The organism is Streptomyces sp. NBC_00370 (genome assembly GCF_036084755.1).
In the GTDB taxonomy this organism is placed as follows: domain Bacteria; phylum Actinomycetota; class Actinomycetes; order Streptomycetales; family Streptomycetaceae; genus Streptomyces.
On sequence record NZ_CP107968.1, the window covers coordinates 966,826 to 982,073 of the forward strand.

General features: G+C 71.5%; 18 protein-coding genes. 6 read left to right on the forward strand and 12 right to left on the reverse strand.

What is annotated here, in order from left to right; translation table 11 throughout:
• Positions 1-48: 48 nt before the first annotated feature.
• Positions 49-1,287, reverse strand: coding sequence for a D-mannonate dehydratase ManD (manD, locus tag OHS57_RS04130; protein WP_328581058.1), 1,239 nt, complete (start codon positions 1,285-1,287; stop codon positions 49-51).
• A gap of 194 nt (positions 1,288-1,481) precedes the next feature.
• Here manD and OHS57_RS04135 point away from each other — a divergent pair, with 194 nt between their 5' ends.
• Positions 1,482-2,351, forward strand: a complete 870-nt coding sequence (locus OHS57_RS04135; RefSeq protein ID WP_041998422.1) for an aldo/keto reductase — start codon at positions 1,482-1,484, stop codon at positions 2,349-2,351.
• Between the two features lie 61 nt (positions 2,352-2,412).
• Complete coding sequence (locus tag OHS57_RS04140; RefSeq protein ID WP_328581059.1) at positions 2,413-2,931, forward strand: GNAT family N-acetyltransferase; 519 nt, start codon at positions 2,413-2,415, stop codon at positions 2,929-2,931.
• Between the two features lie 28 nt (positions 2,932-2,959).
• On the opposite strand, the gene OHS57_RS04145 is transcribed toward OHS57_RS04140, so the two are convergent.
• The 9 genes from OHS57_RS04145 to OHS57_RS04185 form a co-directional block, all read right to left on the reverse strand.
• Complete coding sequence (locus OHS57_RS04145) at positions 2,960-3,220, reverse strand: hypothetical protein (protein WP_157874473.1); 261 nt, start codon at positions 3,218-3,220, stop codon at positions 2,960-2,962.
• A 178-nt stretch (positions 3,221-3,398) separates the two neighbouring features.
• Positions 3,399-5,162: a complex I subunit 5 family protein gene (locus OHS57_RS04150; protein ID WP_041998413.1), complete on the reverse strand. Its 1,764-nt coding sequence runs from the start codon at positions 5,160-5,162 to the stop codon at positions 3,399-3,401.
• Positions 5,159-5,509: a sodium:proton antiporter gene (locus OHS57_RS04155; RefSeq protein WP_041998410.1), complete on the reverse strand. Its 351-nt coding sequence runs from the start codon at positions 5,507-5,509 to the stop codon at positions 5,159-5,161. The genes OHS57_RS04150 and OHS57_RS04155 overlap by 4 nt, the downstream gene beginning before the upstream one ends.
• A 22-nt stretch (positions 5,510-5,531) precedes the next feature.
• Positions 5,532-6,269: an MnhB domain-containing protein gene (locus OHS57_RS04160; RefSeq protein ID WP_328581060.1), complete on the reverse strand. Its 738-nt coding sequence runs from the start codon at positions 6,267-6,269 to the stop codon at positions 5,532-5,534.
• Positions 6,266-6,538: a DUF4040 domain-containing protein gene (locus tag OHS57_RS04165; RefSeq protein ID WP_041998404.1), complete on the reverse strand. Its 273-nt coding sequence runs from the start codon at positions 6,536-6,538 to the stop codon at positions 6,266-6,268. Before OHS57_RS04165 ends, OHS57_RS04160 begins: the two co-directional genes overlap by 4 nt.
• A complete protein-coding gene (locus tag OHS57_RS04170) occupies positions 6,535-7,035 on the reverse strand; it encodes a monovalent cation/H+ antiporter complex subunit F (RefSeq protein WP_328581061.1) in 501 nt (166 codons plus the stop codon). The genes OHS57_RS04165 and OHS57_RS04170 overlap by 4 nt, the downstream gene beginning before the upstream one ends.
• Entirely contained in the window at positions 7,032-7,211 is a 180-nt protein-coding gene (locus OHS57_RS04175; RefSeq protein ID WP_041998401.1) for a hypothetical protein, read from the reverse strand. The genes OHS57_RS04170 and OHS57_RS04175 overlap by 4 nt, the downstream gene beginning before the upstream one ends.
• Positions 7,212-7,311: 100 nt before the next feature.
• Positions 7,312-8,187, reverse strand: a complete 876-nt coding sequence (locus OHS57_RS04180; protein ID WP_241778895.1) for a cation diffusion facilitator family transporter — start codon at positions 8,185-8,187, stop codon at positions 7,312-7,314.
• 322 nt (positions 8,188-8,509) lie between these two features.
• Positions 8,510-9,061, reverse strand: coding sequence for a ferritin-like domain-containing protein (locus OHS57_RS04185; protein ID WP_041998396.1), 552 nt, complete (start codon positions 9,059-9,061; stop codon positions 8,510-8,512).
• A 197-nt stretch (positions 9,062-9,258) separates the two neighbouring features.
• On the opposite strand from OHS57_RS04185, the gene OHS57_RS04190 reads away from it, so the two are divergent.
• On the forward strand, positions 9,259-10,101 hold the full coding sequence (locus OHS57_RS04190) for an SDR family NAD(P)-dependent oxidoreductase (RefSeq protein WP_328581062.1): 843 nt from the start codon (positions 9,259-9,261) through the stop codon (positions 10,099-10,101).
• On the opposite strand, the gene OHS57_RS04195 is transcribed toward OHS57_RS04190, so the two are convergent.
• On the reverse strand, positions 10,064-10,852 hold the full coding sequence (locus OHS57_RS04195; RefSeq protein WP_328581063.1) for a uracil-DNA glycosylase: 789 nt from the start codon (positions 10,850-10,852) through the stop codon (positions 10,064-10,066). The two genes, OHS57_RS04190 and OHS57_RS04195, sit on opposite strands and share 38 nt — an antisense overlap.
• 144 nt (positions 10,853-10,996) lie before the next feature.
• Here OHS57_RS04195 and OHS57_RS04200 point away from each other — a divergent pair, with 144 nt between their 5' ends.
• Together OHS57_RS04200 and OHS57_RS04205 are read left to right on the forward strand one after the other, a co-directional pair.
• Positions 10,997-12,241, forward strand: a complete 1,245-nt coding sequence (locus OHS57_RS04200; protein ID WP_443042840.1) for an FUSC family protein — start codon at positions 10,997-10,999, stop codon at positions 12,239-12,241.
• Between the two features lie 268 nt (positions 12,242-12,509).
• Positions 12,510-13,139, forward strand: a complete 630-nt coding sequence (locus tag OHS57_RS04205; protein WP_328581064.1) for an LAETG motif-containing sortase-dependent surface protein — start codon at positions 12,510-12,512, stop codon at positions 13,137-13,139.
• A 347-nt stretch (positions 13,140-13,486) separates the two neighbouring features.
• Here OHS57_RS04205 and OHS57_RS04210 read toward each other — a convergent pair whose 3' ends face one another.
• Positions 13,487-14,002, reverse strand: a complete 516-nt coding sequence (locus OHS57_RS04210; RefSeq protein WP_328581065.1) for a DUF6328 family protein — start codon at positions 14,000-14,002, stop codon at positions 13,487-13,489.
• 202 nt (positions 14,003-14,204) lie between these two features.
• Here OHS57_RS04210 and OHS57_RS04215 point away from each other — a divergent pair, with 202 nt between their 5' ends.
• On the forward strand, positions 14,205-15,233 hold the full coding sequence (locus tag OHS57_RS04215) for a PHP domain-containing protein (protein ID WP_328581066.1): 1,029 nt from the start codon (positions 14,205-14,207) through the stop codon (positions 15,231-15,233).
• The last annotated feature ends 15 nt before the right edge of the window (positions 15,234-15,248 follow it).

Genomic DNA, 15,248 nt, shown 5'->3' on the forward strand with positions numbered 1-15,248 from the left:
CGCGACGGCCCGGTGCCCGGCGGCCAGGGCCGGTCTCCGCCCGGCGGGTCACCAGTCGTGGACCGTGCCGTCGGTCAGCCGGTTCACCGGCAGATAGGCCGGCACGTACGGGAAGCGCGCCGCCGCCTCGTCGTCGAGCTCCACCCCGAGGCCGTGCGTGTCGGACGGGTGCAGCAGACCGTCCTCGAAGGTGAACGAGGTCCGGAAGACCTCCAGGGTCCGCTCCGTGTGCGGCATGTACTCCTGGATGCCGAAGTTGTGCACGGCCAGGTCGAGATGGAGGGCAGCGGCCATGCCGACGGGCGAGATGTCGGTGGGTCCGTGGATGCCGGACTTGACGCCGTGCACCGCCGCCAGATCGAGCAGTTTGCGCATCGCCGTGACACCGCCGACATGGGTGACCGCCGACCGCACGTAGTCGATCAGCCGCTCACTGAGCAACGGGCCGTAGTCGTGAAGGGAGTTGAAGACCTCGCCGATCGCGAGCGGGGTGGTGGTGTGCTGCCGTACCAACCGCAGCGCCGTCGGGTCCTCGGCCGGTGTGCAGTCCTCCAGCCAGAACAGGTCGTACGGTTCCAGATCCTTGCCGAGCCGGGCCGCCTGGATGGGGGTCATCCGGTGGTGGCCGTCGTGGAGCAGCGGCAGTTCGGGGCCGAACTCCTCGCGCACCGCCTCGAAGACACGCGGCATGTGGCGCAGATAGGCCCGGGTGTCCCACTGCTCCTCGGGCGGCCGGGGGTGCGCGTCCTGCGACCTGCGGGCGGGCTCGTAGTCGTAGCGCTGCCCCGGCCCGGCCGGGGACGCCACCCCGTACACCGAGTCGAGCCCGGGGATGCCGGACTGGATCCGGATCGCCCGGTAGCCCTGGGCGAGATGGGCCCGTACGGAGTCCAGGATCTCCGGGACGTCCCGCCCCGAAGCGTGTCCGTAGGCCAGGGCGCCGGTACGTGAGGCACCGCCGAGCAGCTGGTAGAGCGGCATGCCGGCCGCTTTCGCCTTGATGTCCCACAGCGCCATGTCGACGGCGGCGACGGCGGCCATGGTGACCGGGCCGCGCCGCCAGTAGGCGCCCCGGTACAGGTACTGCCAGGTGTCCTCGATCCTGCCCGCGTCACGGCCGACGAGCAGCGGCGCGACATGCTCCCTGAGGTACGCCTCGACGGCCAGCTCCCTGCCGTTGAGGGTGCCGTCACCGAGTCCGGTGACCCCGTCCTCGGTCGTGACGCGCAGGGTGACGAAATTGCGGCCGGGGCTGCTGACGATGACGTCGGCTGCGATGATCTTCATGACGGGCGCGGCTCCTGTCGGTGTGACGTGCGTACCCGAACAGGATGACGCGCCGCCCAGGACCGGCAGCGCGCGGCCCCGGCCGGCGGCGTGCACCAGCCGGCCCGGCCGGCGGGGCCGGGAACATCCGGGGCGCGGTGTGGCGTTGCAGTGTGCGGCAATCACAGGTAGACGACACACAGGAGTACCACCCCATGTCCGACACACTGACGCCCGCGAGCGCCGCAGGCACCTTCGTCATCGGCGGCGACCTGACCGTCAACCGGCTCGGCTACGGCACCATGCAGCTGCCGGGTCCGGGCGTCTGGGGCGAGTCGAAGGACCCCGAGGGGGCGGTACGGGTACTGCGCCGCGCCGTCGAGCTCGGCGTCAACTTCATCGACACCGCCGACGCCTACGGGCCGTTCGTCGCCGACCTGCTGCTCAAGAAGGCGCTCCACCCGTACGCCGACGATCTGGTGATCGCCACCAAGGCGGGCCACACCCGGACGGGCCCGAACGCCTGGGTCCCGGTCGGCCGCCCCGAGTATCTGCGCCAGCAGGTCGAACTGAGCCTGCGCCACCTGGGACTTGAGCGGATAGACCTGCTCCAGCTGCACCGGATCGACCCCAAGGTGCCGCTCGCCGACCAGGTCGGCGAGCTGGCGGCGCTGCAGAGCGAGGGCAAGATCCGGCACATCGGGCTGAGCGAGGTCACGGTCGACGAGCTGGTCGAGGCCGGCAAGACGGCGCGGATCGTCTCGGTGCAGAACCTCTTCAACCTCGCCGACCGCCACTCCGAGGACGTACTGGAACACGCGCAGGCCAACGGCCTGGCGTTCATTCCCTGGTTCCCGCTGGCCACCGGCGCCCTCGCGGGCGCCGACAGCCCGCTGAGCCGGATCGCCGCGGACCGCGGTGTCGCCCCCTCGCAGCTCGCGCTGGCCTGGCTGCTGCGCCGCTCGCCCGCCGTGCTGCCGATCCCCGGCACCTCGTCCGTCGCGCACCTGGAGGAGAACGTCGCCGGTGCGGCCATCGAGCTGACCGACGAGGAGTACGAGGCGCTCGCCCACGCCGCCGGCTGACCGGCGCCGATCCTGCTGGCCCGCACGGGTGTTGGCCGTATCCGCTGTGTACGCTCCAGCCATGGCGGACCTGGTGACGGAACGGCTCGTGCTGCATCTGCTCGATGTGGCGGAGGCGCAGCGCGTGGCGGCACGCAGACCGGACCCGGGCGACCGCTGGGAGCCCGGGTATCCGGAGCCGGGCGATGTGTCAGGAGCCGTACGGTTCCTGGCCGCCCACGCGGACACCGGGGATCCCGGGCGGTTCGGCGTGTACGAGATCCGGCGCCGCGCCGACGGGCGGACCATCGGCGGTATCGGCTTCCACGGCGTACCCGACGAGGATCTGAGTGTCACCGTCGGGTACGGCCTGGTGGCTGCGGCGCAGGGCCAGGGCTATGCGTCCGAGGCCCTGCGCGAGCTGCTGCGGTTCGCCCGGTCGAGCGGGGTCGCCACCGTACGGGGGGACGCGAACCTCGACAACGTCGCGTCCCAGCGCGTCATGGCGGCGGCCGGTATGCGGCTCGTGGCCGAGGACGGGCAGCTGAGGTACTACCGGATCGACTACCGCGTCGACGACCGGGCTGATGACGCGGGCTGACTACCCCGCGCTGATTACTCCGCGCTGATCAACCCCTGCGCTGGCCGGGCGTGTGGCGGCGCGCCGAGATCCGTTCGAAGAGGGCCTCGCCCTCGCCGTCGTCCTCGCCCTCGTTCAGCGGGGGCAGTTCGACGGTGTAGGCCGGTTCGAGGAAGATGCCGTGGTGCTGCGGGCGCACGGGGGCGTCAGCGGCGGCCGGTACCTGCATCGGATCCTGGCGGGACGGTGAGGAAGGCATGCACAACCGTTCGAAGTGGAGCGGCCGGACGGCCCGAATGCCGATCGACACGCTGGCAAGCTGGGTGCCCCATCGTTTCCCGTCGTGCATGACGGCGGTTGTCCGGAGCGCTGCGCGCCCGCTCACTGGTCGGTGAGCAATCCGGTACGGGACTCGGCCAGCGTACGCGAGTACAGCCGTGATACGTGCATCCGGGACAGGGAGAGCCGCAGCGGGTCTCCCTGGGCGGTCAGAGGAAGCCGGGCAGGGTGAGCGCGCCGAGCAGCGTCACGCCCACGAGCAGCCAGGCCACGTAGTCGCCGATGTGCCCCGAGTGCAGCCGCCGCACGGGTCCTGACCAGTCAGGGAGCGCGCGGCGCTGCCGCGGCCGCGCCCGTACGGCGTAGCCCGCCAGCGCGACGGCGAGGGCGGCGGACAGCAGGCCCAGCAGCACGCCCGGCGCGGTCCAGTGCGGTGCGCCGGCGGCGGTGCCGGGCAGCGCCTGGTCGACGGCGTGCGCGACCACGGCGCCGATGCCGGGGACGAGCCCCACCACGAGGCCGCAGGACAGCAGCACGGCGGGTACGGCCAGCATGGTGTCCGGCACCCGTCCGGGGCTGCCGTGGGACTCGGGTTCCTCCTCCTCGCCCTTGGTCTCGTACGTCCGGCCGGCCACCGGGCGCGGCCCGCGGGCGAAGAAGACCCGGGCGGCGACCCGCAGCACCGCTCCCCCGGTGACCGCGGAGACCAGCACGAAGAGCGCGGTCACCCAGCTGTCGGCCGACTCCTCGGTGACCGCCTTGCCCAGCCCCGTACCGAACGGCGGCAGCCCGGCGAGTGCCAGGCCGCCGGCCACGAACATCACGGCCACCGGGGTGAGCCGGCGCGCCCGCCCGTACAGGTCGTGTTCGTCGACGCTGCCGTAGCGGTCGAGCAGGATGCCGGCGCAGGCGAACAGGGCGGCCTTCACACCGGCGTGGCCCAGCGCGTAGAGGGCGATGCCCTCGGTCGAGTCCGGGGTGAGCAGCCCGAGCCCGACGAGGAAGAGCCCCGTGTGGGCGACGGTGGAGAAGGCCAGCAGCCGCTTCACATGGCGCTGTTGCCAGCACATGAGCGCCCCGACGACCGCCGACACGGCGCCGAGCACCACCAGCGCCCGCCGGGCGTCGGCGGCCGGGACACCGCCGGGTCCCGCGAAGACGGTCCAGTACACCCGGCCGACGCCGTACACACCGAGTTCGACCATCACACCGGACAGCAGCATGCACACCGGTGTGGGGGCGACGGCGTGTGCGTCGGGCAGCCAGAAGTGGAACGGTACGGCCGCCGCCTTGACCAGCAGTCCGGTCAGTACGAGCACGAACGCGGTCAGTACGAGCGCGTCGGGGCCGCCCTGTTGGTCGAGCCGCTGTCCGACCGCCCGCATGCCCAGCTCGCCGGTGCGCGCGTAGAGCAGCACGATGCCCGTCAGACTGACGTAGGCGCCGAGGGAGTTGATGACACCGAAGGTCAGCGCGCCCTGCACCGCCTTGGCCTCCTCCACCCGATATCCGGTCAGCGCGTAGGCGACGACGCCCATCAGCTCGAAGAAGACGAAGGCGTTGAACAGGTCGCCGGTGAGGACGAATCCGCACATGCCCGCCTGGAAGAGCAGCACGAGCGCGGGGAACGAGCCGGACTGTCTGCGCGGTGGTTCGTCGAAGTACCGCCAGGAGTAGGCGAGTACGGCGACGACGAGCAGCGAGACGAGTGCGGCGAGCCCCAGCCCCATCAGGTCGCCCCGCAGCACGATCCCGACGCTCTGCCCGTGGTGCGGCTCCCAGCCGCCCACCCAGTCGGTCAGCGGGGCCGACGACGCGTCGGCCAGCAGCCACAGGGTCAGTCCCGCCGTGCCGGACGCCACCACGCAGGCAGTGGTCTCCGCGACCCTGCGCGGGACGACGCGTCCGGTGGCGACGAGCAGTGCGGCGCCGAGGAGGGGCAGCGCCACGACGAGCGGCAGCAGTTGGTTCATCCGCGCAGCTCGGACAGTTCGTCCGGATCGACCGTGCCGTGCCGCTTGTTGACCTGGATGACCAGGGCGAGCAGCAGGGCGGTGACGGTGGCGCCCACCACCACGTCCGTGAGGGTCAGGGCCTGGACGACGGGGTCGACGACCGGACGGGAGCCCGGCGCGATGTCGGAGAAGACGGGCGCCGTGCCGCCGTTCCGGTAGCCGACGGCCATCAGCAGTACGTAGGTGGAGGACTGGCAGACGGCGAGACAGCCCACGGCGTGGATCAGATTGCGGCTGGTGGCGAGCCCGTAGCAGCCGACAAGAAAGATCCACGCGGCGACCAGGTACGGCAGCACGGACATCATGTCCTCCCCACTTCTCCTACCGTCACTTCTCCCCCCGCCCCTCGATCTCGACGGCCTGGTCGAGGAAGCGGGCGAGCAGGACGACCACGGCGCAGGCGACCTCCATGCCGATGGCGGCGTTCAGCAGGGGGACGGTTCCGCCGGACGACAGGGTGTTGAACGTGCCGAGCGGCAGGAAGTTGGCGAGGAACGAGGTGCCGCCGAGCAGCCCGGCGGCGCCCAGCACCAGATAGGCACCCTCGCCGGCCGCGTCGCCGATCTCGTACAGGCCCATCGGTCTGATCCGCTCCAGCGCGTGGTAATCCACGGCGATGTAGAGCAGATGGAGCGCGGTCGCCGTCACCACACCGCCCTGGAAGCCGCCGCCGGGGCTCAGTTGGCCGTGGGCGACGACGTAGAGACCGACCACCAGCGTCACCGGCAGCAGGTACAGCGCGTATCGGCGCACCGCGGGCAGCACCAGGGCGGGTGCGGGTTCGACCTGCCGTTCGTCGCGGGTCTGGCGCAGCAGGACGACCGTGCCGAGCACGGCGCCGAAGAGGATGCTCTCCTCGCCGAGTGTGTCGTAGCCGCGCTGGTCGAAGTTGATGGAGGAGATGACGTTGGCGGTGTGCCGGGCGAGTGAGGCGTGGACGGCCCGGTCGCCGTACGGGTGGGAGGCGGCGCCGAAGTCGGGCAGGCCGGTGTAGGCAGTGACGAGCAGCACGGCGACGCCGGCGAGGCCGACGGCCAGCAGCCACAGCCGCTGCCCGCGGGTCACTCGCCTTCCCTTCGCCCGCTCGCCGGCGGCCGGGGGCGGCGCCGGATCTTGCGTACGGACAGCAGCAGCAACAGCGGGGTGAGCGCCGAGCCGACGGCGAGCTGGGAGAGCGCCACGTCCGGCGCCTGGAGCACGATGAACAGCACGGCCAGGGTGAGGCCGAGCAGGGACAGCACCAGCGCCTGACGGGCCGGGTCGCGGACGACGACGGCCGTGGTGGCGGCCGCGGCCACCAGCAGCAGCGAGATGACGATCAGCGCGTCGTTCATGACACCCCGCCGCCGTCCGACGCCCTTGCGCCCGGGTGCTGTTCGCCCGGCGGTTGTTCGCCCGGCGGCTGTTCACGCAGCGCCCGGGAGGAGATCTGGTTGCCCGCCACCAACAGCGTCCCGATGACGATGAGTTTGACCATCGACCTGCCCGGCTCGGCGACCACACACAACGGCACCACGACGGCGACAGCCGCACCGGCCGACACCGCGTCGGCCAGCCGGCCGCGCGGCGGATCGGCCCGCAACTCCTCGGCGAACAGCCGCGCGTAGATGAGTGTGCCGGCCGGACCGAGCAGTGCGAGGACGAGCCCCGCGTCGACGTACGACGTCCTGGCGTAGCCCTGGGCCAGCAGCAGCAGGACGAGACAGACCACGAGGGTGGCCATGTTCTGTGCGACCACCCGGCGTCTGATCGGTCCGGTGGCCACCGCCCACAGCGCCGGTGCCACCCCGCCGGCCAGCAGCACGGCCGAAGCGAGCAGCCAGCCGTTCACCGGGCGATCACCGCACGCCGCGCGCCGCACGCGCCGACAGCGCCCAGCAGGGCGACCGCCGAGCCCACCGCCCACTCCAGTGGTGTCACGGCGCTGATCAGCATCAGCCAGAGCACGAGCAGCGCCGCCCACCAGGCGGCGAGTTCGGCCGCGAGGCTGATGATCCTGTGCGCCATACGCTCACCTCCGCACGCCACGACCCCGGGAATCCGGCCCATGAAAGCACCGCTGTCGGCGCGCGGTCCCGCGACGCGCCAGGAGCGGGCCGACGGCCCGTCAATCGTCGGACGGCGCCTCGGTGATGTCGAGGTAGACCTGATCCGCCTCGGGCCAGGTGTGGGTCACGGACTTCTTGATCCGTACGCAGACCAGCTCCACGGCCTCGCTGTCGAGGCCGGGCACCAGGTCGACCCGGGCGGCGACGAGCGTCGAGTCCATGCCGAGCTTCATGGTCAGCAGCGACGCGACGTTGTCGATCTCGGGCTGCGCGGACAGCATCGAGCGGATACGGCCGCTCATCTCCGGGTCGACGGCCTCGCCGATCAGCTGGGTACGGGCCTCGGCGCCGAGCCGGTAGGCGATGTAGACGAGCAGCACCCCGATGGCGAAGGACGCGCACGACTCCCAGACGATGTTCCCGGTGATCCAGTGGAGCACCAGACCCGCCATGGCGAAGAGCACACCGAGCACGGCGGTCGAGTCCTCGGCGAGCACGGTCCGCAGGGCGGGGTCCTCGGCGCCTTCCTTCTCGCCGCGCACCTGCACGACCGCCCTTATCAACGAGGTGCCTTCGGCGAGCAGCGCGACCCCGAGCACGACGAGGCCGATGACGTAGTCCGACGCGTCCTCGTGGGTCTTCTCGCCCAGGGCCTCGAAGCCCTGGAAGAAGGAGAAGCAGCCGCCCATGACGAAGATCCCGACGGCGGCGAGCAGCGCCCAGAAGTAGCGCTCCTTGCCGTAGCCGAAGGGGTGCTGCTCGTCCGCGGGCTGCCGGCTGCGACGCAGCGAGAAGAGCAGGAAGACCTCGTTGAGGCTGTCGGCGACGGAGTGCGCGGCTTCGGACAGCAGCGCGGGTGAACCGGTGAACAGACCGCCGACCGCCTTGGCCACCGCGATCAGCAGATTCGCGCCGAGTGCCACCAGGACGGTCAGCTTGGTCTTGCTGTCGGACTTCTCCTGGCTGTCGGGCTCGTTCTGCCTGCCGGACTCGTTGGGGCTGCCGGACTCTTCCTGACGGTCGGACTCTTTCTGATTCAACTCGTCTCACCTTGATCAGTACGTGAAGTCGTCGCCGGTGAACCGGGGTGGCTGGCCGCTCGACCCAGTTTCGGGTGCCACCTGAAACCAGTTCCAAACGCGCGGCCGCCCCGGGCCCGCCACCGCGCGGAACGAATGACGGTTGCGACAAGGAGAACCCCGGTGCCGGCGGGGGCGCCGGCACCGGGGTGCTCTCGGGGTGTCGCGGGGGCGGTGGTCAGGAGGTGGGCTTCTCCGCGGCCGGCAGGCGCTCCAGCAGGCCGCGGAGGTCGTCGGCGTGCTCCTCCTCCTGGGCGAGCAGGTCCTCGAAGACCCGGCGGGTGGTGGGGTCGCCGTCGCCGAGCCACTGGGTGATCTCGGTGTAGGAGGCGATGGCCACCCGTTCGGCCACCAGATCCTCCTTGATCATGTCGACCAGGCCGGCGCTCGCGTCGTACTGCGCGTGCGAGCGGCTGGTGAGGGTGTCCGGGTCGAAGTCGGGTTCACCGCCGAGCTGCACGATGCGCTTGGCCAGCTTGTCGGCGTGCTCCTGCTCCTCCGCCGCGTGTTCGAGGAATTCGGCCGCCACCGGCTCGGAGTACAGGCCGGACGCCGTGTAGTAGTGCCGCTTGTAGCGCAGGGTGCAGACGATCTCCGTGGCCAGTGCCTCGTTCAGCACCTGGATGACGCGCTCGACATCGGCGCCGTAGGCGTCCGTCACCGGGCCCTTCTCGATCTCCTTGCGCGCCCGCGCCCGGAGTGTCTCGATGTCGGTGAGGAACTCAGCCATGGCCGTGCACATCCTTCTCTACGGAACCGGATACCTTTCGTGCCCCTTCGGGTGCCCTGTCCCTCCCCCGCCACTCCTGCGTTCGCCCTGTTCTGCCTGTTCGCGCGACCGGCCCGGCCACCTGGCCCCGCGGCGCCGCGGCGCCCCGCGCGTGGCATCCTGGCGGCGCCCGCCCGGATCTCCCTGGAAGGAACCCCGTGAGTGGCACCCGAACCGTTCTCGTCACCGGAGCGACCGACGGCCTCGGCCGCTCCCTGGCCGGCCGGCTGGCCGGTGACGGCACCCGGCTGATCCTGCACGGCCGCGACCAGGACCGGCTCGACGCGACCGCCGACGCACTGGCAGCGGCCGGCGCCGTACGTCCCGACACCGTGCTCGCCGATCTCGCCGACCTGGCCCAGGTCCGCCGGCTGGCCGCCGACGTGCGCGGGCTCACCGACCGGCTCGACGTCTTCGTGAGCAACGCGGGCATCGGGTCGGGCGAGCCGGACGGCCGTACCCGCAGGACCAGCGCCGACGGCTACGAGCTGCGTTTCGCCGTGAACTATCTCGCCGGATTCCTGCTGACCGTCGAACTGCTCCCGCTGCTGCGGGCGTCGGCGCCCGCCCGCATCGTCAATGTGGCGTCGCTCGGCCAGAGTCCGCTCGACTTCGACGACCTCATGCTGGAGCGCGGCTACGACGGCGGCCGTGCCTACGGCCAGAGCAAGCTCGCCCAGATCATGTCCGGCTTCGAGCTGGCCGGGCGGCTGCCCGCCGCCGAGGTCACCGTCAACAGCCTGCATCCGGCGACCTACATGCCGACCAAGATGGTGCTGTCGGAGATCGGCCGCAGCGTCGACACCCTGGAAGAGGGCACGGCCGCGACCCTGCGGCTGGTCACCGACCCGGCGCTGGCGGACACGACGGGCCGCTTCTTCGACCGGACCCGCGAGACCCGGCCCGCCGCGCAGGCGTACGACGCCGCGGCGCGCGCCGAGCTGTGGCGGGCGAGCCTGCGGCTCACCGGGGCGAGTGACCCGTTCGCCGGTCCGGCGTAGCGGGATCGCGGGTACGGAGGCCTGCGGCCTCCGCCGCTTCGGTCAGTACGTCGCGCAGCATCGCCGTGGTGAGTTTGCCGGTGAACATGTTGCGCGGACTGACGTGGTAGCAGCCGAACACGTCGAGTCCCGCGCCGCCGTCGGCCGCCGCCAGCGTGACCCGGGCGCCGTGCCCGAAGGCCGGCCGCGGCCGGGGCACCGACCAGCCGGCGGCCGCCAGCGCCGGGAAGACGGCCTGCCAGCCGAACGCGCCGAGCACCACGAGGGAACGCGCCGTGGGCCGCAGCAGGGTCAGATCGCGGACCAGCCAGGGCCGGCAGGTGTCGCGCTCCTCGGGGGTCGGCTTGTTCTCCGGCGGCGCGCAGTGCACCGGCGCCGTCATCCGTACGCCGTGCAGCCGCATCCCGTCGTCGGCCGAACGCGAGTCGGGCCGGCTCGCCAGCCCCACCTCGTGGAGGGCCGCGAAGAGCACGTCACCCGACCGGTCGCCGGTGAACATGCGGCCGGTGCGGTTACCGCCGTGCGCCGCAGGGGCGAGACCGACCAGCAGCATCGCCGCGTCCGGGGGACCGAATCCGGGCACCGGGCGCGCCCAGTATTCCTGCCCGGCATAAGCGGGCAGTCCTTCGGCCGCTTTCCGTTCCCGCCAGGCAACCAGACGCGGACAGGCACGACAATGCGTCACCTTCTCGTCGAGTTCCGTGAGATCGCCGGCGCGCGCCGCCTCTGCCAGGGGGAACCCCGCGTTCATTTCGAGCCTCGCATTCGGAACGGCGGTGCGTACTCCCCCGACGTTATGCGCCGCTGCTCCGTATGGACGCGACCGGCCGGGGTATTCGCGTCTCTCCGTGCGCGGTTCCGGTCCGGAGCGCCCAGGAGGGGGAAAGGTGACGAGGTGCGTGACGTCCGAGAAACAATGAGCGCCCTGCCGGCGGACCTGGTCCGGCTGCGCCGGGACCCGACCGTCGCCCAGACACTGCGCTCCGTCGTCGCGGCGACCATCTCCTACGTGGTGGCGCTGCGGCTGAGCAACGAGGCAGCGCCGCTGACCGCGCCGCTGACCGCGCTCCTCGTCGTACAGGTGACGCTCTACTCCACGCTGACCACCGGCATCCGCCGGGTGAACGCCGTGGTGACCGGCGTGCTGATGGCCATCGCCTTCAGCGCGCTGGTCGGGCTGACCTGGTGGAGCCTGGCCATTCTGCTGCTGGCCGCGCTCGTCGTCGGACGGTTCGTGCGCGCGGGTGAGTTCGTGGTCGAGGTGGGGATCAGCGCCATGCTGGTCCTCGGGGTGACCCAGGTCGCCAACACCGCCTGGGACCGGGTGCTGGACACCCTGATCGGCGCCGTGGTGGGGCTGCTGTTCAACGTGCTGTTCGTCCCGCCGGTCTGGGTGAGCACAGCGGGCGAGTCCATCGAGGGCCTGGCCCGCCGGATGCGCCAGCTGATCCTGCGGGTGAGCGAGGACCTGAGCGCGCCCAAGCCGGTCGGCCTCGCGGCCGCGCGACTGCACGAGGCACGCCGACTGGACAACGACATCGCCGAGGTCGACGCCTCGCTGCGGCAGGCGGAGGAGAGCGTTCGGTTCAATCCGCGCGTCAGGGAGGGCCTGTTGCACCGGGTGGTGCTGCGCACGGGGCTCGACACGCTGGAGATCTGCACGGTGGTCCTGCGGGTCCTGGCGAGGACACTCACCGACCTGGCGAAGGCGCGCAGGGAGGAGCCGCTGTTCCCGGAGGAGATCGGTACGGCGCTCGAGGAGCTGCTCGGTCATCTCGCGGACGCCGTGGTGAGCTTCGCCGTGCTGGTCACCAGCGATGTGAGCGCGAGCGCCGAGATGGCGGAGGGCCGGCTGGCCGAGGACCTGGCGGCGGCGACAGCGAGCAGGGAAGAGGTCGCGCAGCTGCTGCTGCTCCGGATTCAGGAACGGCCCCGGCAGTGGCAGTTGTACGGTGCGGTGCTCACCGAGATCGACCGGATGCTGGACGAACTGGACATGGAGAACCGCTCGCAGCGGCTCATGGAGGAGCTGGACCGGTCGTCGCGCGAACAGCGCGAGAAGCACCCCCGGCTGGCGGCCTTCAGGCAGTGGACGGTGGGTGCGCTGCCGCGGCGCGACCGGAGAACAAAACGGCGCTAACCGGACCAACGCCGGTTCGGCGAAGGCGTGTTGACGAAAACTTTGCCGAATATTCTGTTACCTGTGATGAATACCGGCTGAGGTGCGCAAACTTACCTATCCTGCCGCCCCCGTCCGGCGAATTCCGGGCGTTCCGGCACTCTTTTCGCGCCATCGCGCACGTGGGAAGCGTGAGTTGGGAGGGGTGAGTGATGACGCCAGGGGCGAGGGCGATACTGTGCGCGCGCGCCGTCAATGTGGGCGGCGCCGTTTATCGCGGAGGAATTCTGTGACTGTATTCAGAGGATCGTGGAGGCGCCCCGGCGCCCTCATAACGGTCGCCGCGGCAGGGATGCTGGGAGTCGGCCTGTCGGCCGTCCCGGCCGCCGCGCACACCCCGGAGTGGACGGTGACCTGCTCGTCGGTCACCGTCAACCTGACGAACTACGACGCCAAGCCGGGCAACACCGTCACCGTCACCAACGAGACGGACGGCGGCAAGAAGCTGCTGGACTCCACCTTCCAGAGGGAGTTCCACAACACCTTCGCGCTGCCGGACCACGACGGCAACCTCCAGCTGCACCTCTCGGTGAAGTCGGCCGACGGTCAGGGTGCGCTCGAGAAGGACGAGACCGTCAAGCCGTGCCCCGGCCAGGAGTCCTCGTCGCCGGCCCCGTCCGAGTCGACGCCCGCGCCTGAGACCTCGTCGCCCGCCGTCGAGTCTCCCGCGCCGAGCGAGTCGAGCACCTCCCCCGCCGCCGTGCTGCCCTCCTCGCAGCCCAGCCCGGCCGGAGACGACCTCGCCGAGACGGGTTCTTCCAGCTCCACCCCGATGATCGCCGGCGGCGCCGCTGTCGTCCTCATCGCCGGTGCGGGCATCCTGTGGGCCTCGCGCAAGCGTCGCGCCACCTCTGCCTGATCTCTGTCGGACACCCCCGGCCGTCACGACCGGATCAGCCGTGACCCGGATCTTCCTGTCCTTGTCGCCATGTCGGATCCCGCCCGGACCTTGCACCGCCAACACTCGGCGGCGGCCGGTCGGGACACATCCGGCCGAGAGACGTGGACCGGACGACAGCTCGCCCAGTAGTTAGGGCGCTTCGGTCAGGCTCCACAGGTTCCATTCGACGAGGACCGCGCGCACCGTCGCGCAGGCCAAGGGTGCACGGCGCGGCAGTGTCGGCACGACCGGGGGAACGTCGAGCGGAGTTCGACGCGGTGACAGGCCCCGCGGGCAACCAGCCCGCGGGGCCTTGTCATGTGGTCCTACTCCTTGCCGTCGCGTCCCGCCCAGAGCGGCAGGAACAGCCAGCAGAACAGGTACCAGGCGAAGACCCCCGACACGATCCACGGCACGAGGTGGTTGTGGGTCGCCACCCGCAGGATCAGCAGCAGCGCCGTGACGAGCGTGGCCAGCAGCAGGGAGAGGCCCGTGACGGTCAGCCGGGCGGCCCAGGTCACCGCCCGGGGCTTGATACGCCGCCCGGAGACGACCCGGTGGAGCGCGACAGGGCCGATCAGCGCTCCGGTGGCGGCCGCGCCCAGGACGACCGTGATCAGGTAGATCGTCGTGTCCGCCTCCGACAGCTGGGCGAAGCGCGGGGTGAACACCACGGTCAGCAGGAAGCCGAACATGATCTGCACGCCGGTCTGGGCTATGCGTATCTCCTGGATCAGCTCCCCCCACTGACGGTCGGCACGCTCTTCGCGCGTCTCCTCCCTGCCACCGACCTCCTGCCCGCCGTCGGCGTGGTCTTCGTCCTGGTGCGTCGTCACCGACATGGCGCCCTCCGTGGCGTACAGGTCAAGGTCTGGTCAAGCGATGGGCAACGGGTACCCAATCCGCGAGGCGGCAGGCGGTTCAGGACGAAGCGGAATCCGCGGCGGGATGCGGCGCGGCACGGCGGCGCCGACAATGCCGGAAGGGACCGACAGCCGACCCGACCACCCACCCGACACCCGAGCCGACACGCTGGGAGCGCCCATGGATCCGGTGCAGGCACTCGACAGGATCGCGTTCCTGCTGGAGCGGTCGGGGGCCGAGACCTATCGGGTACGGGCGTTCCGCACCGCGTCGGAGGCGGTCTCCGGCCTGCCGGCGGACGAGGTCGGGCAACGCGCCGCGGCCGGGACCCTCACCCGGGTGCCGGGGATCGGCCCCAAGACGTCGGACGTCGTGCGCGCGGCGCTGGACGGCGTCGTGCCGGACTATCTCAGCCGGCTGGAGAGGGAGGCCGCCGCACCGCTCGCCGAGGGCGGAGAGAAGCTGCGGGCCGCGCTGCGCGGCGACTGCCATCTGCACTCGGACTGGTCGGACGGCGGCAGCCCCATCGAGGCGATGGGCAGGACGGCCGCGGCCCTGGGGCACGAGTGGGCCGTCCTCACCGACCACTCCCCCCGGCTCACCGTCGCCCGCGGCCTGTCGCCCGAGCGGCTGCGCGAACAGCTCGACGTGGTCGCCGAACTGAACGCGGGCTGGGCGCCGTTCGAGCTGCTGACCGGGATCGAGTGCGACATCCTGCCGGACGGCTCACTGGACCAGGAGCCCGAACTCCTCGCCCGGCTGGACCTGGTGGTGGTCTCGGCGCACTCGAAGCTGCGGATGGACGCCCGCGCCATGACGCGCCGGCTGGTCGCCGCCGTACGCGATCCGCACACCGATGTCCTCGGGCACTGCACCGGCCGCCTGTTGACCGGCAAGGGCCGCCCGGAGTCGGAGTTCGACGCCGAGGCGGTCTTCGCCGCATGCGCGGAGTCCGGGACGGCCGTCGAGATCAACTGCCGTCCCGAACGGCTCGATCCGCCCCGGCGGCTGCTGCGCCGCGCGGTCGCGGCCGGAACGCTATTCGCCATCGACACGGACGCGCACGCGCCGGGGCAGCTCGACTGGCAACTGCGCGGCTGCGCACGGGCCGAGGAGTGCGGCGTACCGGCCGACAGGGTCGTCAACACCTGGCCGGCCGAACGCCTGCGGCAGTGGACCCGGTCCGGAGGCGAGATCCCGGACCGGTAACCACGAGCCGTCCCG